Raw genomic sequence first — 24,227 nt, forward strand, 5'->3', positions numbered from 1 at the left:
TTGGGTCGTTGCCATACATTCTAATATTATGGAATTAATTTGTATGAAAAAGAAAGTTATATATGCATTAACCTCTGCTATTATTTTGAGCGCTTGTGCACAAAACACTCCACCTCAGCCCACATCTATCTCAGATAAAACCACATCAAGCTATTCGCTAGATATCGTACAAGCTATACCAGCCCCAACAGCAATGAAGGCAGAAGTGATCCATAATGCGAGAACGTCGACCGTTGTCGATATTGATGTGGCTTTTGTTGGTAAGCAAATACCCTTTACATTTAGCGAAGGAAAAGTGGCCAATACAGATGGATTTGACTGGTATGTGAGTAAACACTTTGCATTAAAAACCGACTACCCTGCAGAGCGTGCAAAGTTCTTCTTAGAGTTACTCGAGTTATCCTACCCCTATTATGTCGAATTCTTTGGCCTAGAACCGGCAAACATTAAAAACCAGCGGATAGCATCAACCTATGCAACGAGTGTTGGAGAGCTACGTTTAGCCATGTTTGATGATGGCTTTAATCGCGGTGTTCATCACTATGCGGGCGGCGAAGCGATGTTCTATAACCAAGTCGGTTATAGCTTTCCAACCGAGAGACCTCAGCATCGTCGCTATATCGCTATCCATGAAACTATGCACTCTTACCAAATGGCTGTCGGAAACTACCCGTGGACACCGTCATGGCATGGTGAAGGTTTAGGTGATTCATTAGCTAACCATGTTTTCGATAGTGATAAGAAACAACTGTCAGTTTTTGGACATGATGTGCCTATTTTCGATGTCGTAAGCCAAGGCATCGATGTTTATTCAAAAGAAAGTCCAACATTAGTCGACATTCATAATCGTGCTAAATTTGACCGCGGTCTAAACGTACTGTTTGTACAATTCATGTATAACATCCCAGAATATTCGCAGTACATGAAGATATACCACCAAGAAATTGTTAACCGTCAAACGGCGAGCAGAGCAGAGTCTTTAGCGCTACTGCAAGAAATTGTCCCTGATTGGGATGCGCTTGAGCATAACTTAAAACAGTGGGCTGAAAACATTGTTCAAACTCATGAAGTCGCCACACGTGGTCAATGGGAAATGGACGGTAATATGTTCTACAAGCGTAAATCGAGCTATGAATATGGCCCGCAGCGACTTGGTTTTAACATGACACCAGCACAAGCGCCTAGTTTCACTCCATTCCAAATTGATTTCCCGCAAGCCGCAGCAAACTCGTTAACCTTACCCGCAAAACGTGGTGTTACTGAACCAACCCTTGCGTTTGTTATTGACTTCGACAAGACGCAGATTGGCCAAGGCACTATTGGAATGGCATTTGGTGCACAATCAACGGCAGAGAACACCAAAGCCAAGTTAGCCAGTTTCTCTGGCTGGAAAGGGGCAAACACTGATACCGATCCGCAGTTGAGAGTCGAGATCAAAACCGGTAACACCTTGGCGATTGATGGCCAATCTATAGGCACTGAGTCAAAAGAAATAGCTTTACCTACTGACATTATCAAAAGCATAAATAGCCAAGATAAGCCACAGTTAGGTGTTTCAATTCAAATTCAGAAAAACCAAATTGTTTATACCTTGAAAGCTAAAGATGCAAATACCTTTACTGCAGAAATGCCAATATCTGCAAACATTTACAACACATTAGTAAATAACCCATTTGGTTTGATCTCAACAGATAACCAACATGGTATCACCCCGTTCATCGACGATGGTCGCGACTTAAACCCTGATAAAGTTGACTACTCAACATCAGCACCTACCAATGCTTGGGCATTTAACGGAGACTCTCTGTCGCTTAGATTTGCTCGGGCAATATGGAAAGCAGGCGATAACACGCCTAAAGCTTGGAGAGATGGATTTAACGCACTCAATAATGCAGCGATAAATCGTCAATCTGCCGATAAAGAATTAGCAGCAGTGGTAGAGCAATTGCCTGCACTAGCTAAAGCAGGCGCAGGCTTAAATGATGCACTTGCTGAACTTTCTGGCTTAGAGCTTAAAGTTGACTGGATTGGCCAAAGTCTAGCATCACTCGAAGAGATGGTTATTTTAACCAACCGCAGTACAGACTCGATAACGTTAAGCCTAACTGTCACTGGTGGAGAAAAGTCCTCAGCAGCACAAACTGTCACTATTGAACCAGGTCAGCGACTAGAAATTCCTGTCGAGACGAGTTTGCTTAATGAAGCTAGCACTATCACTGCCGAAATCAGCTACTTATGGAATGAGCAACAAATCAATCAATCTGTTACTCAAAAATCGAAACAGTATCGTGGTTTTGAATTACCACAGATAAGTGCTCAATATGCAGACGGTGAACTCACCATATCAGGTCAACTCAATGGCCCATTTTCTGGCACAACATCAGGACAGGTAATTTATGACCTATTTCATGGCAAAGAGAGTGAACGTCATACAGAGTCCTTTACTATGCAGCCATATGAAGAAAAATCATTGAGCAAGAGTTTCGCTATCGATGCTAAGTTGATAAAGCACGATGCATGGTTTGAAGTCACTGTGATTGCCGATGTTGACGGTGAGCCTATTACGCTAAGAAAGCGTTTACCTTTCGTAGCTAAAAAATAGTTCGTTAATCGAAAACCTCTGAATCTCAAATAACAAAGCCTATTACTTCTAAGTAATAGGCTTTTTTCTTATACAGATTGGTGTTAACGATTAAAAGTCTGCAGCATCGAAATCACAAATGATCTGACTTGCCGAGCCAATTTGTTTAACTAGACCACGTGATTGTGGCGTCCAGTATGCGATATAGAAACCTGCGGTTTTTAATTTGTTTTGATAAAAACCGACATCTTCTACGCCTGAATCTATCGCGGTCAATGCTTTATTAGCCACTCTTGCCCACATCCAAGTTAAAGCGGTAATGCCCAATAACTGCATATAAGCAAATGAAGCGGCACCGATAACATCTGGTTTTTGTGCGGCTTCTGTCGCTATTAAACCTGTAGCCTTTTCAAGATCATTTGCCGCTGCCATTAAAGCGGAAATAAAAGGGTTCATTGCTTCATTTGCATGATTGATTTGGATAAAGGCTTTTACTTCCTCTGACCACAGCTTTAACGCGGCGCCTTTATCTGCCATCACTTTTCGGCCAACTAAATCTAATGCCTGCACACCATTAGTGCCTTCATAAATCATCGAAATACGGATGTCTCTAACAAATTGCTCCATACCCCACTCATGAATATATCCGTGACCACCAAACACTTGCTGTGCATCAACACAAGCCTTAAAGCCTTGATCAGTCACGAACCCTTTCACAATGGGTGTAAATAACGCTGCTAGTTGAGCCGCTTTCTTTTGTTGCTGCGGATCGTTATGACGCTCCGATTCATCAAGCCAAAGCGCTTGCTGTCCCATTAGTGCTCTAGCACCTTCATTAAAGGATTTCTGTGACAGCAACATACGGCGTACATCGCCATGAACCAAGATAGGATCGGCTGCTAACTCGGTATTTTTAGCACCACTTAACGCTCGACCTTGAATGCGGTCCTTCGCGTAGGCCAAAGCATTTTGATAAGCGATATCAGACACTCCTAACCCTTGAATTCCCACTCCCAATCTTGCTTGGTTCATCATGGTAAACATTGCCCGAAGGCCTTGATGCGGTGCACCAATAAGTTCGCCAATAGCACCATCGAAATTCATTACGCAAGTCGAGTTACCGTGAATCCCCATTTTATGCTCTAAACTCGCAGCACAAAGGCTATTGAGTTCGCCTAAACTTCCATCTTGATTCACCATCACTTTAGGCACTGCAAACAGAGAGATCCCCTTAACGCCATCGGGGGCATCCGGTAGCTTTGCTAATACCAAATGTACGATGTTGTCAGTTAAATCATGGTCTCCCGATGAGATAAATATCTTTTCCCCAGTAATCGCAAACGTGTCCTCCCCAACAGGAACGGCTTTAGTACGCAAAAGCGCAAGATCGGTCCCCGCATGAGATTCGGTGAGATTCATGGTACCCGTCCACTCTCCACTCACCAATTTCTCTAGGTACTTACGTTTTAAATTATCACTACCATGCACATGAATAGCAGCGTAGGCCCCATGAGTAAGGCCTGGGTACATAGCAAAAGCCATGTTAGTTGCCGTTTTCATCTCGGTGGCAAAGATCCCAACAACCTCTGGTAACCCTTGGCCGCCAAACTCAGGATCACAGGTCAATGTCGCCCAGCCGTTATCAACATATTGTTGATACGCATCAATAAATCCTTTAGGTGTAATCACTTTCCCATCAATTAACTTACACCCTTCTACATCGCCAGAGCCATTCAGTGGCAGCATGATATCAGTGGTAAAGTCTGCAACTCCTTGCAATACCGCATCGATAAGTTCCGGGTCGAACTCATCAAAACCAGCTAAATTATCTTGGTTATAAATATCGAGCAGTTCATTAAGTACAAACTGATAATCACGTAACGGAGCTTGATAAATTGGCATGCGTCATCCCTTTAATTGTTTTATTTATGGTCAGTGCTCTGACCACCTTAACCAAATTTGAGCAAAAACTCAGCATTATTTTGGCTTTGTTTATCCATCAGAACAGCGTTACCGTAAAATCATCCTAAATAGGCCTTATCTAACCTTTAAAAACGGGGTAAGCTAAATCTAACTATCGCGTTTACACTCAGAGAGGACATCTCCCAATGGGTTCGGTCACCACTAAAAAGCACGCCAATGGTCTTGAATATGTTGATATAAATACACCTCTATGCAAGGCTAGGATTTTTCTACAGGGTGCACAAATAGACTACTTTGAACCCGTAGGAAAAGAACCTTTGTTGTGGGTTTCAAGTGCTGATGATTATCTACCAGGGAATGGCATTCGTGGTGGAGTGCCAGTATGTTGGCCTTGGTTTGGTATGAGCCCAAATCCTGGGTTTCCTCAGCACGGATTTGCTAGAACCAGCATATGGACACTCGATTCCGTTAAGATGCTTGATGACGCTGTAGAGGTTAAATTTACCCTAGCGATTTCTGACTCTGATAGGCAATACTGGCCCCACGACACCAGTGTTGAGTTGCTATTTAGCCTTAGCGAAACCTTGTCTGTGAGTCTAACAAATATTAACCATGGTGATTATGACGTTAGCTTAACTCAAGCGCTACATAGCTATTTCCCTATTGAAGATATTCATCAATTAACAGCAACTGGATTTACAGGTTCTAAATACATCGAATTTGGCAAAGGTCCGTTTACTCAACCGCAGGATGATGTCGATTTCTCTCGTGAAACTGACCGTGTATACACGGACCTTAGCCCTGTACAACTGCTTCATACCAGCAAGGGGATTATAGAAGTCAGCCGCGAGAATAGTAATAGCGCAGTATTGTGGAATCCTTGGATTGATAAGTCACAACGATTATCGCGTTTTAATGATGATGATTACTTGTCTATGGTCTGCCTTGAGGCTGCGAATGTACTTGAAGACCAAGTGACACTGGCGCCAACAGAAAGTCATACATTAACAACACACATTCGCTGGAAATAGCAAATATAAGTATCGACATCGAAAGCAATTAGACTCATCGATGTCGATATCATTAGGGCAATTGATAATTGTTGGCTGAAGACTTCCCTTCTCTGCCATCCCCCCATCTCTTCACCCGCATCGAAAAAGCGATACCAATCGATATAACTTAATTGATCGCGAATACTCGCTCCGGCCTAAGACTCAATGTCACTACTTTGAAGATGCTACATCCAGGTTATCAATCAAGCTAAACCGCCGCGAACAAGCTAAAATAGCTCACAAGATAACGGCTGTCATTTCAATAAATAGCAGCTTAAGTCATTGATAAACTGTTCAGAGCTTTAGATAAGGTGCTAGAATCTGCCCTATAAACCAAAGACACATACCATTTAACAATTCAAATTAAATCAACGTAAGAGAGTGCAATAAGTGCAGCAGGCCGCTACAAAAACATTTAGCCATAAAGCTCGACGCTTGTTACTGATTTTCTTTGGTATGGTATTGTGTGTGCTTATCATCTCAGCGCTCTACATTAGCTTCAATTACCAACGGTTGACTCTTTCGCTAGCAAATCACTTTCTGCAACCCTATCAAATAGAGCTTAAACAACTAAGCGTTAGACCACTTTCCTTAACTCATTGGCTGCTGCCACAGGTATCATTAACGGTTAATGACAGCGACGTTAAGATAACTGAACTAGAGATAACCCTGTTACCAGAAACACAGTTACTGGCAATAGGTATTGATGATCTGCAATCCTTGTCGGCAAAAAATGTCGACGTGCAACTAAGCCCTAATATGCTGCGCCAATCAACAGCCAATAATGATGCTTCAAACCCTACAATAGCACTCGATTTTGCAGCATTACCTGAAATTGAAATAGAGCAAACACAATTCACACTAAAAGGAATTTCAGCCGAAAAGCTAACCATGTCATTAGCTGGACTGACACTTGATAAAAGTGGCCAATTTAATAGCGAAATTGCTCATAACAATGCTTCAGTATTTAGTTTAGATGCACAACTTTCGCCAAGCCAATGGCAAGCTAAAACCCAAATTGACTTTGCTGAACTACAAGCTTTAACAGCCAGTATCTACGCCGCTGAATCTCAGCTGTTTCCAGCCAATAACCGTATAACGACAAACACTGAAGCACATACCAGTAGCTTATTAGGTCCTCTATACCAACTTCAATCGACACTTAAATCACAGCAAGTTAGACTCAAAGGGCGCTTAGATTCGACCATAAATCTAGCGTTAAAGTCTGGGCAATTACAATCTAAACATCAGTTAAATCAATTTAGTATTGTGCTCAAAAGGCTAGCAGGCTTGACATTAGCACCTTCAACTTTGCCCATTAGAACGTCTCTGGTAAATAACAAAACGACACCGCCTACCCTGCAAGTTATTGCAAGTCACTCTAACCAAACACTGGCGTTTGGCCTAAACGGCCATATCGCTGATTTACAGCTAACAGTCAATCCTTTCGAGCTGTTATTGGCTCCTTCTGAGCAACAACTAGTAGATATATTGCACCGTCTTAATGATGTGCCTTTCGAAAAGGCATTGAGCAATCTTTATAAAGTAATGTCGATTGAAGATAAGCAAGCAAACGTCATCGCGCCACAGTTACGCATCGCGGTTAACACGCCAATAAATTATAAACTGCAAGACAAATCTATATCTACCGAGCACATATCATTTGAATTATTACAGAGTAAATTGGCGGCGCAGCTAAATGTGTCAGATATCAATTACTCTGTTAGCCCCCAGAACACTAGTGGCCAACAGGATGTCGATCCCCAACAGAAAACTGACTTTCAAACAGCGTTTAGTTGGCATATGCAGGCAAAACACCTGCAAAATATAAGCCTTAATACCCTTTGGCCGCTATTAGCAAAACTGCCCTATGACATAGCAATCGACAACGCAGCGATTGAACTACAAGGCATGTTTTCCGCTGCAATTAACGATGGAAAACCAAGCTACAGTATCAATATTCAGCCTCAAGCATTACAGCTAACACAGGGAGTGACGCTGTCCAGTAAGGCAACCAATATTCCAGAGGCTAAGCCAAGCATTAACGCTAGTATAAATAAAACCGAATTAGAATTAGTCACTGCTGCCGAGTATCGTTTCGACAATGGAGAAACTGCACTAACAATCCCTGCAATACGCTACCGCATTGAAAATGCCATGCTGACTCAGCAATATAATGACTCGCAAAAATCTCACTATCAATTAGAGATTGCGTCTGCTCAAATGGCGTTAAAAAATCCTATTTCACTGCAACAATCTTCATCAGCATCGCAATCTTATATCAAACAAGTATTGCATCAAACACAGTCAAACCAGCTCGATTGGTCACTAAAGCAAGTCGAACTCACGAAATCTGCACTGATGGTCTCAGCTAAAAAGAAATCTTCAAGCAAGCCGCATCGTCGTGTTGAAGAAATGCTACTGCACCTGGACCAAGTTAATTTACATCAATCTTTACAGCTTAAATCAGCAGAACTCTTCACTCAGGAAGATTGGTGGATAAATGATATAGTCCTTGCCAGCCAACATCATTACTCCCCACAAAATAATCAGCTCAATCGCTTTAACCTGAAAGGAGATTGGCAATTTAACAGTGAATTTAAACCTATCATCGAATTTTTTAGCCAGACGGAGTCACTGCCTGAGTCCATTGTTATTAATGGTAATACGGATCTCAATCTGCATTATCAGCTAGAACGTGCTAACGGCACACTATTTACACTGAGATTCGAACCGAATGTCACCGATATTGCAGGCAGTATCGCTAACTTACCTTTCGAAGGCGGTTATATAAACACTCAGTGTCATTACCAATGGCAGCAACAGCAGGACAAAAATAGCAGCAGTCATTTTAATTGTGACAATATAGAACTTGCGTTGCAGGCGTTTAACCCGGGCGTATTGATCACTGATATTGCAGCTGAAGCCGCGTTATCTTTCAGTACTGATTCGAGTTTATCAGCAGCGATTAACGACGCCAACGAATCCAATAACCTCGCATTGCCCGCTGAGATCTTTGGTGTTAGACATGCCTCCGTAAGCCTCACAGCCAAAGGAGACCTGCTCGATGGACAACTGCTTATTCCTCAGTTTCAAATGAATTTGAAAAAGCCCTCTTCAGCTTATTTTGTCTTGCAACATATCAATCTAGAAAAACTGCTCGATATCCAACCGCAAGTCGGTATTTACGCTGACGGTATATTTGATGGCGTCTTACCCATTACCATTGAAAATGGTAAAGCTGAGATTAAAGGTGGTCAACTAGCAGCAAGAGCACCAGGAGGATTAATTGCTGTCGCAGGTAACCCCGCGGTTGACCAAATGCGGTTAAGCCAACCCTATTTGGAGTTTGCCTTTTCTGCGTTAGAACATCTGCAATATTCACAATTATCCAGTAGTTTTGATATGAATTCACTTGGTGATGCCATACTTAAGGTGAACGTTAAAGGTAAAAGTCGAGGTATTGAACGGCCGATCCACCTGAACTACTCTCAAGAGGAGAACATGCTGCAACTACTTAAGAGTTTGCAAATAGGGAATAATTTGCAAAATCAGATTGAAAATTCAATACAACAATAAATAGATTGGCGAAATAGCCAAATCTGTTTAACCTAAGAGACATTGATCATCGATTAGTTAATCAACTAGTTACGCCACCCTTTATTATTGAGTAAGGATAAGTCATTGAAGATATTTAATATCCCGAAAACAACGTTGAGCATACTCCTTGCGACCTATGCTCTAGTAGGCTGTAGCCCTACCGTTAAAATCGAGCCACCAGATAAGCCCATTGTGATAAACCTCAATGTAAAAATTGAGCATGAAATCAAAATTAAAGTAGACAAAGAGCTCGACGAACTGCTCGCCGATGATGAGTTGTTTTAACCCAAGGATAAGAAGGAGCGATTAATGAAATCTAAAATACTAGTTCTATTTGCTGGCCTGCTACTTAGCTTCAATGCCTTGGCTATTTCTCTTCAAGATGCTAAAGCACAAGGGTTAGTCGGAGAGCAGACCAATGGTTACCTCGGTCTTGTTCAAGCCTCAGCAGAGGCAAAAACGCTGGTCAGTTCGGTTAACGCTAAACGTAAATCTCACTATCAGAAAATAGCAAAGAAAAACAATATTTCACTGAATGATGTTGCCAAACTTGCTGCAGAAAAAGCGATTAAGGGCACCAAGAGAGGACAATACATTCAAACGCCCAGCGGTAAGTGGGTCAAGAAGTAACGTTATGACTTCGGTCTGCTTATAACAGTCATTGAAAAGCCCTTTAAATACGGGCTTTTTAATGCATTTATGACGGTAACTACTCGTCAGCACCGCTGTGAGCTGGCGCACTCACCAAAGGATTAGCTTCGTCCTTAGCGTCATCACCTATGGCTTCCTTATCCCGACCATCCTCACTCTTGAGCCAAGTAATAAACAACTCATACCAAATAGCAAGAACCACAGCGCCAAGAAACAAACCTATTATCCCTGCGCTTATCATACCGCCAATAGCACCAATCAAAATAACGGGCATAGGCACATCAACACCGCGCCCCATTAACATTGGCTTTAAGAAGCTGTCAGAGACTCCGGCAATAATGACCCACACGGTAAATATTGTCGCCGGCGTAGAGTCATGCGTTGAGAAAACATAAAATATCAACGGTAAAACCACCAATAACGGCGGCAATTGGGCAATACCCAATATGAACACAATAAAGGTAAATAATCCGGCAGCAGGAATGCTAAAGGTAAATAATGCTGAACCAATTAATATCGCTTGGATAAACGCCACGCCAACAACACCCAGCAACACACTTCGAATTGTCGCAGCAATTAACGTTGTCCACTCTTCACCGTGCTTGCCAACAACTTTCACTGCAACTGTGCTCACTGCAGCGGCTGACTTTTCAGCGTGCGCCATAAAGCCACCAGCAATCGCTAACGAAACAATAAACATCACTAATGTGCCAACACCGCTACCTAAAACCCCAGCCATTGTGCCTACCGTGGCTTTAATTTGCGGTAGAAAGTGGATGACCGCTTTTTCAAGGTTGGTTGAAAAAAGTGCCCAGGCCTCAAATAGCTTGTCACCAATTAAAGGAATATCAGCAATTTTTTGAGTTGGACCTGGTATTTTAATCTCACCTGACTGCAGTACCGCAATAGTATGGCTAACGCCATCAAATATTGAACTCGATACCAATACAAAAGGTGTAATGAGCAGAGTAATACTCGCCAACGCCAAAATAGTTGCCGCTAGTCCCCGCCGCCCTTTCAGCGCTCGCTCGAGCTTTTGGGTCAACGGCATCAGTGCCACTGCGATAATCGCTCCCCATAAAACAGGGATCACAAAAGGCTTAATAATGTCATAGGTCCAAACGATTAAAATAAATAGCAAACCGATACGAATGGCTGACTCCATCATATTGGTAATAAACAGTTTGCTTTGACTGTGCTGCATTGGATTTTCCATATTAACGTTCCTGTTCTGAGACTTTTTGAGCCAATCCAGCACTCACCAAACTTGCAACAACAATTGCCATGTAAAACACACCAGCAATTGCCTCTAAATATACAACAACCTGCGCAAAAGGCGTATTAGGGCTAATGTCGCCATAACCCAAAGTCGTTAATGTTACAAAACTAAAATAAGCCATCTGTGAAAAGTTTTGCCCCCAAGGCACTTGGTCTATTCCGCCAAATGCGCTTGGAGAAAAGGCTAGAATTAACAAATAAACTAAAGCCCACTGTAATCCAAGCAATAGAAATAACGCTATCGAACCCACCACCTTGTTACTATCGACTGAGCCTGAAAACAAAATTTGCCTGCAAATAGAGCTAAATGTGCCCCAAAAAAAAGCAAACATTAGCAATAACATCATCGAATTAAGATGGGGAATTAACACTAGCTTTTTAAGTACCACTAAAGCAATCCAAATGATGATCAACGTCTGCATAAAGCGCTTCCAGCTCTTATCAATCCCTAGACTCACCACACAGACTAAAAAGGTCACCGCAATGATCCCTTCAAGGATAGACTCCACCATACCTGCAGCCACACTTTTAATCAGAGAAGCACTCAGTAGCATAATCACCAGCGCAGCGGTCATATAATAAAAATTGTTGTCTTTATTAATTTTTCGTTCAATCAATCGATACGGTCCTTAAATGCATTGGTTCTAAGTATTGGCTTACCTTTAAACATCGCACAAATTTCTTATAGGTCAATGTTTAATCTGACATAAATGCTGAATTAAATTTAACACACGCACAGGCATCCTCGGAAATAATTAAAGGATTACTTTTACAAACCTGAACGTTGTTAAAGCAGCACAAAGACAACTTTGTCAAAGCTCTCGAGGCAATGGGGCTTAATCCTTTATTCATTGTGATCCATAATGAATAAAGGCCTAAGGTGAAAACCTTAGGCCTTTATTTTTGCTCACTTTAAACAAATGGATCATCAACTTTTATCTTCTACAACAGACTCCAGCTGGCTTTGCAGCTTGAGTCTCATTTTGCTCAAATCACTATAAAACAACAGACTTTCTGCAATATCCAACACTCTAGGTGTACCAGATTCATGCAAGGCTTGATAGTAAAACTCCTCTGCCGATGCAGGATTACCAAAGGACTCCGCCAATTTGGCTCTCAAAACAAACGTCATAATTGTATTGTGTGTATGAGGGATTTTATTCAGATATTGCACCGCTTCGATGGGCAGATCTTTAGATAATGCATGTAGAGCCATCGCTTCGTAGACTTTAAAAGATTCAGGTGAATCCGTTAGCAACGGTAAAACCTTCTCAAAATCACTGTTAAGCGCATTAATACTATCAATTGATAAATTTGACTTACCTAAATACGCTATTGCCATGTTGTAGGTATAATTCATCGATAACAGGTAATGGCTTGTAGGCTCAATTTCTAGCGCTTTCGCCAATAAATCAACCGCATCAAACTGCTTATCATAACTATGTAAAGTGCCAATAGCTTCAAGTGATAATGCTAATGCTGCTGGCTCTGTGGGCATCTCACGTAAAACCAAATCTATTTCAGATTTGGCAATATCGATATTAAAGGCATCGAGCACGTCATCGAGCATCAACTTTATACTGCGTTTTAAATGCTCTTCACTGATGGGGTACTTTCTATCAAGATGCTGGTAGTTAGATATTTTGTTAAAGTATTCAATATTCACATAATCGATACCGTTCTCCCGAGTGACGATAAAAGACAGCTTTTTGGCTGCTTTCGAATGGTCTTTCGGATTAAAGGAAACTCGATAGTTAACATTATATTTAAGATATTCAATAACCTTAAAAATAATTCCATTCTGTAAAGAAGCGTTATCAAGCGAATTATCAATCGATGCCTCAATAAATCTAGGCTCTAAAGCACCATAAACAACAGTTTCTACTGACGGCTGTTTGGCAATATCTGAACGATTGAAAAACGCCACCACAACAACCACAGCAATTAAAGCACCGACCATCGACAATAAGCTAGAAAACCGTACACTCTTTGCTGGTTTTACAGCAGTAGCGGATTTTTCATCTTCGTTAGTTTGCTTGGGGGGAACTTTTTCTTTAGCCGCAACGCTGTTATTTTGCTCAGTGTTGACCTCTAATATCTTAGGCGTAGCGCTTTGGATTGTTGGTTCATGTTTAGCTTCGTTGACCACTTCCACGTCAGCATCAAGCTTATAGCCACGTTTAGGGACAGTGATGATGTACCCTTGTAAATGTTGATTATTAGTCTTAAGTATTTTTCGAAGCTCGAAAATGGCTTGGGTAATGACTTGATCTGTAAGGATAGAGCCTTTCCATACATGATCGATTATTTCATCACGACTCAGTGTTGTTCTTGGGTTGTCACAAAGAAAAAGTAGCAGGTTGGATAAACGATTGTCTATTAAGATCTCTTGCTCATCGAGAACAAGCCTATTTTCATGAGGTACAAAAAACCAATTATCAATCCTATAACTTTGCTTTTGCATCTAATGTCCTAACGTCCTGTCTCTTTAGGATTATACTAGGCGGTTTTGAGGAAAAATCAATAACCTATCTAAGTCCCAGGAATATAGAGTATTCAAATTTCCCTGGGATTGCATAGACAGCTTGTTCGCAAATTAAGTGTTAACGACTAACCAATACCTTTGATGAAAACCACTTCATCGCCTTTATCAACCACATCAACTTTGCCAGTCTCTATTAACTTAGTTTCGACAACAATCGACTGTTTACCTTCAACCTTAGGTTGGCCTGTTGCAGCATCAATGACAATTGCAGCGCCCACTACCGCCCCAAACGCAGCCCAAGGATTAGCTTGGTAACCCGGTGAAACCACTACTGCGTGATGGTGATTATTTACAACAACAGTATTGTTATTTCCACAATACCGACTGCCATTGACCCAGCGACAACCTGCAAAACTTGACGAGCTAAAAACAATAAGCATAACGCTGCATATAAATATAGATTTTTTCATAATATTTCCAAAATATAGAGATGGCAGTACTTTAGTGTTAAAGTTGAATACTGCTTACAAATAAATAGCACTAAAGGCTATACTCAGTGACCTTTGCAATATATTCACTAAAGCCATGATAGTATTTATCGCCCTTTAGTAATGTGGTTGAGAAATATGCAGGCTGATTATTATCTAGGTGTTGTTCAACATTATCAGTCAAGTCTTTCAATCCATTAATGCTGTATATGTAATATGATTTAGTTTCATGCAAGTCTAATTCAACAGCCTCTTTATCAGTGACTCTTTTGATAATCTCGTACTCAGACATATACTCAGTCTCTTCAGTAATATCGTCAAAAGAGTCAGATACTGTCGCGACATAAACATTGTCGTTTATTTCAACCTGCTCAAGTTGATTCATCTTCTTATTAAATATTTTTATATCTCCTTTATCATTATCAATACTTGCAGCGTTGGCAGATAAAGATGTTATAGCAACTAATATTAAAGCGGCACTTTTAAATGCGAAAGTGCGAGAGTTAGCGTTTCTCATAATGTTTCCTGTTAAAGTAAGTGACTAACCAGTTGTTAGCTTGCCGACAATTCTACGCCACTAGCACTGTAATACATCAAAGAAGCATAACCAAAAAATAAACCTCACAAATTATATATCAAGCTACTGTATATAATGGGTTTTATTTACCAATTCATTGCAAAAACAAAAATATAAAATGGATAAAAAAAACCAACGACGTTCTCAAAAAAAGAATCAATATATCTTTTATCAAACGGTTATTTTTTACTGATTTCTTTATTCTGCAATGCCATTAATCTAGCGCCAAGTTATGAGTTCTGACAATGAACAGAATCATTATCAACACCTTTATATAAGCGAGAACATAATGTCTAAGAAAGCTACCCTCATCGCCGCAACATCAATGGTAACTATTGTTGTAGTTGTATTTGGTTTTAACACATTCAAGCAAAACATGATTAAAACTAAACTTGCTGCATATAAACCAGCTCCAGCGGCAGTAACGTCTACCATTGTTAATAACAGCAACTGGAAAGAAACAATCAGTGCTGTTGGCCATATATCTGCTGACCAACAAGTTAATATTACTCCGCAGCTATCAGGACAGGTTCGTAGTATATCATTTAAGTCAGGTGATATTGTAGAACAGGGTAGCATGCTAGTTCAATTAGATGACCGATTACTCCAAGCTAACAAAAAAACGAGCATGGCTAATTTAAAACTTTCGCAAATTGAATACCAACGCCAATTAAAGCTATTGAAAACACACAGCACATCACAAGATTCTGTTGATACTGCTGCAGCGACATTAGCAACAAGTCAAGCCGACGTTGAGTATATTAAAACTCAAATTAACTTTATGCAGGTAAAAGCACCTTTCTCAGGAAAAGTTGGTATAAGGCAAGTCAACAAAGGTGATTACATCCAGCCTGGTACCACTGTTGTTGAATTACAGAACCTGAGTGAACAATACATTGACTTCTCTATCCCAGAGATACAGTTAGCCAATGTCGCTTTAGCGCAAACAGTGACTTTTACAACTGATACTTACAAAGGCCAAAGTTTTGTTGCCCACATTACAGCGATTCAACCTTCTGTGGATAGCCAATCACACAACCTGGATATTCGCGCCAAAGTAGACCAGAGTTCTACCACTAACAAAGCCTCATTTATTTCAGGCATGTATGTAGAAGCAACGATTGATACGGCTAACAAGTTAACCCTTATTCCTGTGCCTAATATTGCGGTTAATTATTCGCTATATGGAGATTCTGTTTACGTTCTAAAAGCAGATTCTAAAGTCGCCAGTAAGGATAACAGCAAGTTATTTCTATATAACGTAGAACGTCGCGCAGTAACGACCGGTGAAGAAAGAAACGGTCTAGTCGGTGTTACGTCAGGACTTAAAGCCGGTGACCAGATAATCACCTCGAATACTCAGAGCTTAAAAGATGGCGCACAGGTATTGGTAAACAACAGTCGTCCATTTACCCAAACAGCATCAGATACAACCAACAAAGGTGAGAAATAATCCAATGAATTTTACCGACTTATTTATTAAACGCCCAGTACTTGCAACAGTGCTAAGTCTCATGCTGTTGGTGTTAGGCCTTAAAGCTTTTGGCATGATGCAAGTGCGTCAATACCCAGAACTAGAAACTGGTGTGATTACCATTACCACACAATACCCTGGTGCCAGCGCTTCAAGTGTACAAGGTTACGTGACTCAACCATTACAAGCTCAAATCGCTCAGACTGCCGGTATCGACTATATGACATCGGACAGCAGCTTAGGTAAATCACTGATTACGGTCTATCTAAAATTAGATTACCCGTCAGACAAAGCTCTGACAGAAATTTTGTCACTCGTGCAACAGGTTAAATACCGTTTGCCAGCTGGTGTATTAGATCCGAGTATTTTGAAATCTACTTCGCAATCACCGATCTTATACCTGTCATTTTCGAGTGATACCTTAGCAACGGAACAGATCTCGGACTATATTAGCCGTGTGGTTAAGCCAACAATATCTACAGTTAGTGGTGTGTCTAAAACTGACATTTTAGGCCAGCGTGACTTTGCAATGCGCATCTGGTTAAACCCAACTAAAATGGCCGCTTTTGGCATCACAGCATCTGATGTGCAAAATGCTATCAAAGGCAACAATGCAGTAAGTGCTGCAGGTAAAGTAAAAGACCAATATATTGAAGTTGATATTAATGCTCACACTGATGCAGCATCAGTTGCAGAGTTTAAAAATATCACGCTTAAAGCAAGCGATGGTCACCTCATTCATATGCAAGATGTTGCAACGGTAGAACTCGGTGCCAACACTTATGACACCGAAGTTAACTTTAACGGTAAACCAGCGGTTCTGACTGCGATAAGCAATACATCAAACTCTAATCCGCTTAACGTGGCTGCTGATGTTTACACGGTTTTGCCAAGTATTATCGATAGTTTACCAGCAGGAATGGAAGCGAATGTTGTTTATGACTCAACCAAATATATTCAAACCTCAATCGATGAGGTAGCTAAAACACTGATAGAAGCAGCTCTTATTGTTGTTATCGTTATTTTTGCTTTCTTAGGTTCAATGCGAGCAATGATGATCCCATTAGTGACCATTCCACTGTCTCTAATTGGCTCTATGTTTTTCATGCTTGCAATGGGTTTCAGTATTAACATTTTGACCCTGTTGGCCATGGTGCTTGCTATTTCATTGGTAGTTGATGACGCGATTGTCGTTGTTGAAAATACTTTCCGTCACTTAGAAGATGGAACCGATCCGGTAAAAGCAGCCATTATCAGTGCCCGTGAAATTGCAGGCCCGGTATTTGCGATGACGATTACGTTGGCTGCAGTTTATGCCCCAATTGGTTTTATGGGCGGTCTAACAGGTAAATTATTTACCGAGTTTGCCTTTACCTTAGTCGGTGCAGTGCTTATTTCAGGTTTCCTTGCACTGACTCTGACACCTATGATGTGTTCAAAAGTACTGTCACAAAAGACGCTGGAAGGTAAACTCGTTAAGAAAATCGACGGCATCATTGAAGTTGTCACTCAGTACTATACCCGTATGCTAAATGTCGTCGTTGATAACAGAAAGTTAGTATGGCCTTTCGCTGGCACGATATTAGTTGCGTTGGTATTTATGTTTACTCATACCGCTTCAGAGCTTGCACCACAAGAAGATCAGGGTGTAATGATCATGATGGGTAAGGGTCCAACAACAGCGAATACTGATTATCTTAATCACTTTACTCAGCCGTTAACTGAAATTGTAAACTCTTACCCAGAGAAAGATATGGATATGATGGTCAACGGTTATCAGAACGACCAAACATTCTTTGGCCTTGCGGTACTAAAAGATTGGAGTGAACGTGATGCGTCAGCTAAAGACATCATGAACCGATTCCAAAAGGATGTTAGTACAGTTCCTGGCGTGCAAGTTTATACTTTCTCACCACCAGATTTACCCGGAACTGCGCAGGGTTTACCGTTCCAAATGATCCTGAAAACACCTACTGGGAGTTATGAAGATCTATACAAGTACGCCGAGAAAATGAAAGATTACGCCATAAAAAGCGGTAAGTTTCTTTATGTACAGAACGACTTAGACTTTAGCAAACCACAGGTAGAAGTCAGTATTAACCGTGATAAAGCCGCTCTAATGAATGTTGACACACAGCAAATTGGTTTAGTGTTATCACGTTACTTAAGTGAAGGCTTCGTCAACTACTTCGCATTAAATGAGCGCAGCTATCAGGTGATTACTCAAGTGCCACAAAGTGACCGTCGTATTGCGAAAGATCTGAAGCAGTACTACGTGAAGTCGGCAAATGGCCAAATGGTCGCATTAGCCTCGCTGGTTACCATCACTAAGAGCGTTCAACCATCAGCCGTTGATCAATTTCAGCAGCTTAATAGCGCAATGATTGAAGCTAAAATGATGCCTGGCGTGAGTATTGGTGAAGCTTATACAGTGATGGCAGAGGCAGCTGAGCAGATATTGCCAAAGTCATACAGCACTGATGCATCTGGCCAGTTACGTCAGTTCTTAGAAGAAGGTTCGTCATTAGTCGCGACATTCTTCTTAGCGATTATCATTATTTACTTAGTATTGGCAGCACAGTTCGAAAGCTTTAGAGACCCACTAGTTGTGTTAACCAGTGTGCCATTGTCAATTTTTGGCGCAATGTTACCGCTTTACTTTGGTCTTGATACATTGAATATTTATACCGAAGTAGGCTTGGTTACTTTGATAGGATTGATTAGTAAACACGGTATTCTAATTGTTGAGTTTGCTAACCAACTGCAAGCTGAAAACGGTTACAGTAAACGTGAAGCTGCGGTAAAAGCTGCTGCAGTAAGACTTAGACCAGTACTAATGACAACAGCAGCAATGGTTATTGGTGTTGTACCGTTACTTGTCGCCGTAGGTGCAGGCGCACAAAGCCGTTTCGCTATCGGTTTGGTGATTACAGTCGGTATGTCAATTGGTACTTTGTTTACCTTGTTCGTTTTGCCTACTGTTTATACCTTCTTAGCGCAGGACCATAGACAAAGTGCAGAGGAGCCAACTAAAACAACACCAACTGCAGCATAACGTTTAACAAGCCCATAGGCTGTCCCTTCAGCCTTGCATAATAAAAAGCCTAGAGTATTCCTCTAGGCTTTTTGCTATCAAAGAAAGCAGTTAAAAGCATTAGCTATGTCAATTGCATCCAAAATATAAATTGATTTTGACCTGTAAACCCTAAGCGATTATGGTGTTGCTCCAATTAGAATAATAATAAATATAGGACGCCTCAGTTTTACTGAGATCGTAAAAATACTATGTCCATTTTTGCATCCAAATCTATTTTACTATCAGCCTCTGTACTTTTGGTTTCACTGCAGTTTAGCCTTGTTTCATCTGTGCAAGCAGCAGGCTCTTTCTATGCAACTCAAGTGCTACAATCTCAGTTACCCCATGCATTTGCACTGCAGCCTGAAGCTCATGACTTTCTAAAAGCTGCACAAACAAAAACCATTAAAGATGGCGATAAACTGGTTGAGCTTATCCTTGCTGATAAAGATTTGACCGCCGCACTTTCAAAATGGCACACGCTCTCAATCGATGAGCAAATACCCTTTCTGCGTAAAGTGTTTGCATTAGAATATCGCTCAATGGGCATAAAGCCGCCCAAGCTAATCATTGATAACCACAGTTACCCAAATAAAATGGTCTATTTTGACTTTGATGTGACGTATTTATCTCCATTAGCGACCAATGATAGTGTTAATTCAGGTGTTGTTTATCTCAACCCTGACAAATTGGCAGCTCAAGACAAATTTGCCAGCTTAGCCTTTCTAATTCATGAAACCAGACACTCTTATCAATTTCAGCTCAGTCAACAACAGCATAGTAATGTTAAAGATAATCAACTCGCTTCAGGTTACATTGCTGCATTTAGCGCCCAAAAATTACTCACGGGCTTTGGGTTTAGTGATTTTCTGACTCTGCTTAATGAATACGAGGCGTTTCAATACGGTAATTACGTTTTAGGTCGATTAACCCAGTGGCAGTTCGATCTTATCAGTATGGGCACTTTTGCCAGTCAGTTTGATAGCACAGGTAAACTCAAAATCGATCTATTACAGCTCGCTAATCACAATCATCACGCTGAAACGACGACTGAAACGACGACTGAAACGCTGAGCTTACTCGAGAAATATAACCAAGCAGCAAAGCAGCAATACCAACTACGTCAAATAGCTAAAGCGCCATGAATAGTCAGCAATCGCTCGGGTTTATGCTTCTGGCTGTTTTATCAGCAGTGTTAATGGCGACTATTGGCGTGTTCGCTCGCTATACAGCACTGCCAGCTGAACATATCACCTTCTATCGATTGGTCATTGGCGCTGCATGTATGCTGGTGTTTATGCTAATAAGTGGTAAAGCTAAGCAAGTAAGACATAAACCCAGTAAACGCACAGTCATCAACGGAATAATGCTTGCGGGTTTTATGGTGTTCTACGTACAAGCCATCAGTTATATCAATATGGCTAATGCCGTCATGCTTATCTACCTAGCGCCATTAACCACCGCGGCATTTGCTCACTTTGTTTATAAAGAAAGACTCAATAGCGCAAACTGCGTCCTGATTATATTCGCGCTAATTGGCTTTGGGCTGATGTTGCCGAGCAGCCTCAACAGCCAAAACCAGCAACAAGCTCTAGGTTACCTCTATGCAACACTCGCAATGCTTAGCTACAGCGGTTTTATGCTCATCAATCGCAAACCGAGCCAATCAACACCCTACCAAAGCACTCTAGTACAACTTAGCGTTGGCGCAGTTTGTCTACTGCCATTTGTATTACAAGTCCCCATTATGCCGTCTGCAGTCCAATGGAGTTGGTTAGTGGCCATTGGTATATTACCTGGCTTTTTAGCCATACTGTTTGCGGTCAAAGCACTGCGAGCATTACCCGCTATATCATTTGGTACCCTCGCTTACTTTGAACCCGTAGCGGTAGTGATTTTCGCTTGGAGTCTATTTGGTGAATCACTTAATGTCATTCAACTTACTGGCGCATCGATGATTATACTCGCAGGCATCACCCAAGGAATTGTGATGCAAAAGTTACAGCAAAATAAATTAATAAAGTCAGAGCAAAACACTCCTGTATAGAGGTTTTTGGACTAGATTTAAACGAGGGTTTTTAATTTTATCAGCTGCAACCACTGCAAGAATGGGAGGGATATGCGCCAGATCACCGTCGATTGGTTTAGGCTATTTCGCTACTCATTACTGTTCATCGCCTTTAGTCTGATTGTGACATTCTTTATGCTGATCTACTTTTCAGCTAACCTTGAGGAAGCCTGGCATAAAGGGCTAATGCTTACATTTAAAGAGTTAGAAATATCTTTAGAGTTAAGCTTAACACTGTTCATCTATATCAGTTTTCCAGTGCTTTTATTCCGGTTTATGTACTACTTTTCGAAAATGCTCTATCGTGGCAGGCAGGAAGGGGTAGCAATTATTACTTATAAAACCCTATTTAATCCATTTAACTTTCTGTTGTTTCCCAGCTTACTAAACCCTCAAGGACTGCTATATCGACGACGCTGTATTTTGGCACTGCTACTTCTGGTACTGATCTACTTGGTGATAATCTTAATCACTTAACCTGCTGCAGAAATTTAACCGCATTATTCAATTCTCGTGTTCTTGCCATTGGTGGCAACGAATTTAAAAATGCTTGCCCGTAGGGACGATTAACTATTCTATTGTCACATAAGATAAGTACCCCTTTGTCTTTCTCATCGCGAATTAAGCGCCCTACTCCCTGATTGAGTGAGATAACCGCCTGTGGCAGTGAGATCTCAGTAAATGGATCTTTTCCCTCTCTGGCGATACTCTCGCTACGTGCGCGATAAAGATTATCATCAGGTGAAACAAACGGCAGCTTATCTATGATTACGCAGCTAAGCAGCTTTCCTCGCACGTCTACCCCCTCCCAAAATGCCCCAGTCCCTAGCAGTACTGCATTACCCAATTGGCGGTACTTTTTCAGTAAGCTTTGCTTATTGGCTTGCCCTTGTACTAACAGCGGGTATGGAACTCTACGCTGCAGAGCGGCTGCAACTTGATTCAACATTCGATGGCTAGTAAAAAGGATAAAAGTTCGTCCCTGAGCCGCTTCAATCGCTTGCACACAAACGTCAACAAACTGCGGTAATATCGCACTGTGATTACTGACGCTAGCCAGATGGCGTGGTACGCAAAACAGGGCATTGTTGGCGTAATCAAACGGGCTTTGTAGCAATAGCTGCTTGCAGTTACCTATTCCTAGCTGTTTGGTGAACAGACTTAGATCTTGATTTATCTGCAGCGTAGCCGAAGTAAAAATCCACGCTACTTTTTCGTCAAATAGCTTTTTGCACTCTTTTGCGACATCAATTGGCGCAATCCTTAACATCAAGTAACGATGGCCGTAATCAATACTATAGGCAGCTTGATTGTTCTCACACAAATAAAACAGTTCTAGTTTAGCTGTTTGAACATCCAATTTTTCGAGTGCATCATCTAAATTATCGCTGCGACCGACATGCCCCTGTAATACGCTTTTCAACGTGGTTAGCTCTTTAAGTAGAGACCAAGATAATGTTGATAGCGCTTTATTACTTAACATTCTGCGCCAGTCAGTATCACCGCTTTCGAAAAGTGTTTGCTGCCAATCATTAAGCAAAGTTAAGCAACGAGCACTCAGTAGCTCTATCTGTTTAGCATCGCGAAGTTCTTTGCGATATATATCAGCAAATTGTTGCAGTAACTCCGCTATCACTCTGGTTGAACATTGCTGCCCAAAGTAGGTAACAGCGATATCGGGCAGTAAATGAGCCTCATCAAAAATCACCACATCGGGATCGGGCAATAATTCCGCAAAGCCTGTTTCTTTAATAATTTTATCAGCCAGAAATAAGTGGTGATTAACCACGATAATCTGGGCGTCCATGGCTCGATTACGGGCTTTTCGGGTAAAACAAACATCGTAGTGCTCACAACGTTGACCGATGCAGGTTTCCTTAGCACTGCTTACCAATGGCAGCGCCTGCGAGCTTTCAGATACAGCCGCTAAACCACCAAGATCGCCATCGGTTGTTTGACCAGCCCATTGATTGATCCGCAAAAGATCGTCAAGAATTTTAGGGTTCATTGAACTGGCACCCGACAACTCTTGCTCCATCAAATGCTGGCAGAGATAGTTATTACGCCCTTTTAATAAAGCCACTTTAGGTGACAACCCAAGCATCAACAATAATGCAGGTAGATCTTTGTAAAACAGTTGCTCTTGCAGGTTTTTACTGCCGGTACTGACAATAATTTGCTTATTACTAAGTAGCGCGGGAATAAGATAAGCAAAGGTTTTACCCACGCCAGTGCCCGCCTCAACCACAAGGTTTTGACTACTTGATATCGAGTCACTAACCGCTTCTGCCATTTGTTGCTGCACTAAACGCAGACTAAAGCCTTTAATTGCTTTAGCCAATGCACCATCAGCTGAAAATGTGGCTAAAACCTGCTGTGTTAATCTCGCGCTCAAAAGCACCTGTACTTAGTGGTCATAGTGTCCAATATCTTGGTTATAAAAGGGGATACCGCTTGAGTGTAACGTATGCAGCTTAAGCCTTATAGCGCTTCATACTCGATTAACACTAAAAACATCGGAATTTGCTAGGGGCTGTTGATCTTTCGAGCTTAGTTTTTGTTCGGTTCTTTACCGTAAGGAATAATGCTTCTAGTACAAGGCTTGAGCGATAAAGCTTAGCTGGCTAAGTGAAAAGCTCATAACCCATTCTAGTCATAAAAGAATAGAAGCATTGAATCGAACCCAAAGGGCCGCGTTTCTTGGCTATTTTTACTGTGTTGTAGACTATTTGTGGAGAATAACTAAACGGCATAGCCTCCGCCTTGTCAAAATAGCCAATAAACTGCGGCAAAAACAACCGTGAAAGATCAACAGCCCCTAATAATCGATTGTCCTTTTTTAGAAACAGCATGCATACTCGTCTTGCCCAAAGTGAAATGAGTGACATTTAGATGAACATTACTCATCTGTCGAAATTAATGGTTGCAATCAGTTATAAAACTGATTAATTTAAATGCATCGGCAACGCAGAAG

17 protein-coding genes are annotated in these 24,227 nt (G+C 41.3%); 10 read left to right on the top strand and 7 right to left on the bottom strand.

The features are described from left to right. Nucleotides 1-43 precede the first annotated feature (43 nt). A complete protein-coding gene (locus K5R16_RS18830; protein WP_220739501.1) occupies nt 44-2,602 on the top strand; it encodes a hypothetical protein in 2,559 nt (852 codons plus the stop codon). A 90-nt stretch (nt 2,603-2,692) separates the two neighbouring features. Here the strand turns inward: K5R16_RS18830 and K5R16_RS18835 are convergent, their stop codons facing one another. Beyond that, a complete protein-coding gene (locus K5R16_RS18835) occupies nt 2,693-4,483 on the bottom strand; it encodes an acyl-CoA dehydrogenase C-terminal domain-containing protein (protein WP_220739503.1) in 1,791 nt (596 codons plus the stop codon). A gap of 206 nt (nt 4,484-4,689) precedes the next feature. Here K5R16_RS18835 and K5R16_RS18840 point away from each other — a divergent pair, with 206 nt between their 5' ends. The 4 genes from K5R16_RS18840 (at nt 4,690) to K5R16_RS18855 (ending at nt 9,786) form a co-directional block, all read left to right on the top strand. Continuing rightward, entirely contained in the window at nt 4,690-5,535 is an 846-nt protein-coding gene (locus K5R16_RS18840; protein ID WP_220739505.1) for a D-hexose-6-phosphate mutarotase, read from the top strand. 411 nt (nt 5,536-5,946) lie between these two features. Further along, nucleotides 5,947-9,135 carry a YdbH domain-containing protein gene (locus K5R16_RS18845; RefSeq protein WP_220739507.1) on the top strand — a complete coding sequence of 1,063 codons (3,189 nt, stop codon included), beginning with the start codon at nt 5,947-5,949 and terminating at the stop codon, nt 9,133-9,135. Between the two features lie 105 nt (nt 9,136-9,240). Next, a complete protein-coding gene (locus K5R16_RS18850; RefSeq protein WP_220739508.1) occupies nt 9,241-9,441 on the top strand; it encodes a YnbE family lipoprotein in 201 nt (66 codons plus the stop codon). A 24-nt stretch (nt 9,442-9,465) separates the two neighbouring features. After that, the gene (locus tag K5R16_RS18855; protein WP_220739510.1) at nt 9,466-9,786 is read left to right on the top strand and encodes a YdbL family protein; all 321 of its coding nucleotides are present in this window, start codon (nt 9,466-9,468) and stop codon (nt 9,784-9,786) included. A 79-nt stretch (nt 9,787-9,865) separates the two neighbouring features. Here K5R16_RS18855 and K5R16_RS18860 read toward each other — a convergent pair whose 3' ends face one another. The 5 genes from K5R16_RS18860 to K5R16_RS18880 form a co-directional block, all read right to left on the bottom strand. Next, complete coding sequence (locus K5R16_RS18860) at nt 9,866-11,023, bottom strand: AI-2E family transporter (protein ID WP_220739512.1); 1,158 nt, start codon at nt 11,021-11,023, stop codon at nt 9,866-9,868. A 1-nt stretch (nt 11,024) separates the two neighbouring features. Then, nucleotides 11,025-11,702, bottom strand: a complete 678-nt coding sequence (locus K5R16_RS18865) for a potassium channel family protein (RefSeq protein WP_259649935.1) — start codon at nt 11,700-11,702, stop codon at nt 11,025-11,027. 311 nt (nt 11,703-12,013) lie between these two features. Continuing rightward, a complete protein-coding gene (locus K5R16_RS18870; RefSeq protein ID WP_220739514.1) occupies nt 12,014-13,549 on the bottom strand; it encodes a winged helix-turn-helix domain-containing protein in 1,536 nt (511 codons plus the stop codon). Nucleotides 13,550-13,695: 146 nt separating this feature from the next. Continuing rightward, nucleotides 13,696-14,040 carry a hypothetical protein gene (locus K5R16_RS18875; protein WP_220739516.1) on the bottom strand — a complete coding sequence of 115 codons (345 nt, stop codon included), beginning with the start codon at nt 14,038-14,040 and terminating at the stop codon, nt 13,696-13,698. Between the two features lie 70 nt (nt 14,041-14,110). Further along, nucleotides 14,111-14,575, bottom strand: a complete 465-nt coding sequence (locus tag K5R16_RS18880; RefSeq protein WP_220739518.1) for a hypothetical protein — start codon at nt 14,573-14,575, stop codon at nt 14,111-14,113. Between the two features lie 349 nt (nt 14,576-14,924). On the opposite strand from K5R16_RS18880, the gene K5R16_RS18885 reads away from it, so the two are divergent. The 5 genes from K5R16_RS18885 (at nt 14,925) to K5R16_RS18905 (ending at nt 21,730) form a co-directional block, all read left to right on the top strand. Then, a complete protein-coding gene (locus tag K5R16_RS18885) occupies nt 14,925-16,088 on the top strand; it encodes an efflux RND transporter periplasmic adaptor subunit (RefSeq protein ID WP_220739520.1) in 1,164 nt (387 codons plus the stop codon). A 4-nt stretch (nt 16,089-16,092) separates the two neighbouring features. After that, a complete protein-coding gene (locus tag K5R16_RS18890) occupies nt 16,093-19,164 on the top strand; it encodes an efflux RND transporter permease subunit (RefSeq protein ID WP_220739522.1) in 3,072 nt (1,023 codons plus the stop codon). 230 nt (nt 19,165-19,394) lie between these two features. Further along, nucleotides 19,395-20,330 (top strand): hypothetical protein, encoded by a 936-nt coding sequence (locus K5R16_RS18895; RefSeq protein ID WP_220739524.1) that lies wholly within the window; start codon nt 19,395-19,397, stop codon nt 20,328-20,330. After that, nucleotides 20,327-21,232, top strand: a complete 906-nt coding sequence (locus tag K5R16_RS18900) for a DMT family transporter (RefSeq protein WP_220739526.1) — start codon at nt 20,327-20,329, stop codon at nt 21,230-21,232. Before K5R16_RS18895 ends, K5R16_RS18900 begins: the two co-directional genes overlap by 4 nt. Before the next feature lie 72 nt (nt 21,233-21,304). Then, nucleotides 21,305-21,730 (top strand): hypothetical protein, encoded by a 426-nt coding sequence (locus tag K5R16_RS18905; RefSeq protein ID WP_220739528.1) that lies wholly within the window; start codon nt 21,305-21,307, stop codon nt 21,728-21,730. On the opposite strand, the gene K5R16_RS18910 is transcribed toward K5R16_RS18905, so the two are convergent. Further along, nucleotides 21,723-23,648 carry an ATP-dependent DNA helicase gene (locus K5R16_RS18910; RefSeq protein WP_220739535.1) on the bottom strand — a complete coding sequence of 642 codons (1,926 nt, stop codon included), beginning with the start codon at nt 23,646-23,648 and terminating at the stop codon, nt 21,723-21,725. The genes K5R16_RS18905 and K5R16_RS18910 overlap by 8 nt on opposite strands. Nucleotides 23,649-24,227: the final 579 nt, after the last annotated feature.

The organism is Shewanella sp. c952 (assembly GCF_019654975.1).
Taxonomy (GTDB): Bacteria; Pseudomonadota; Gammaproteobacteria; order Enterobacterales; family Shewanellaceae; genus Shewanella.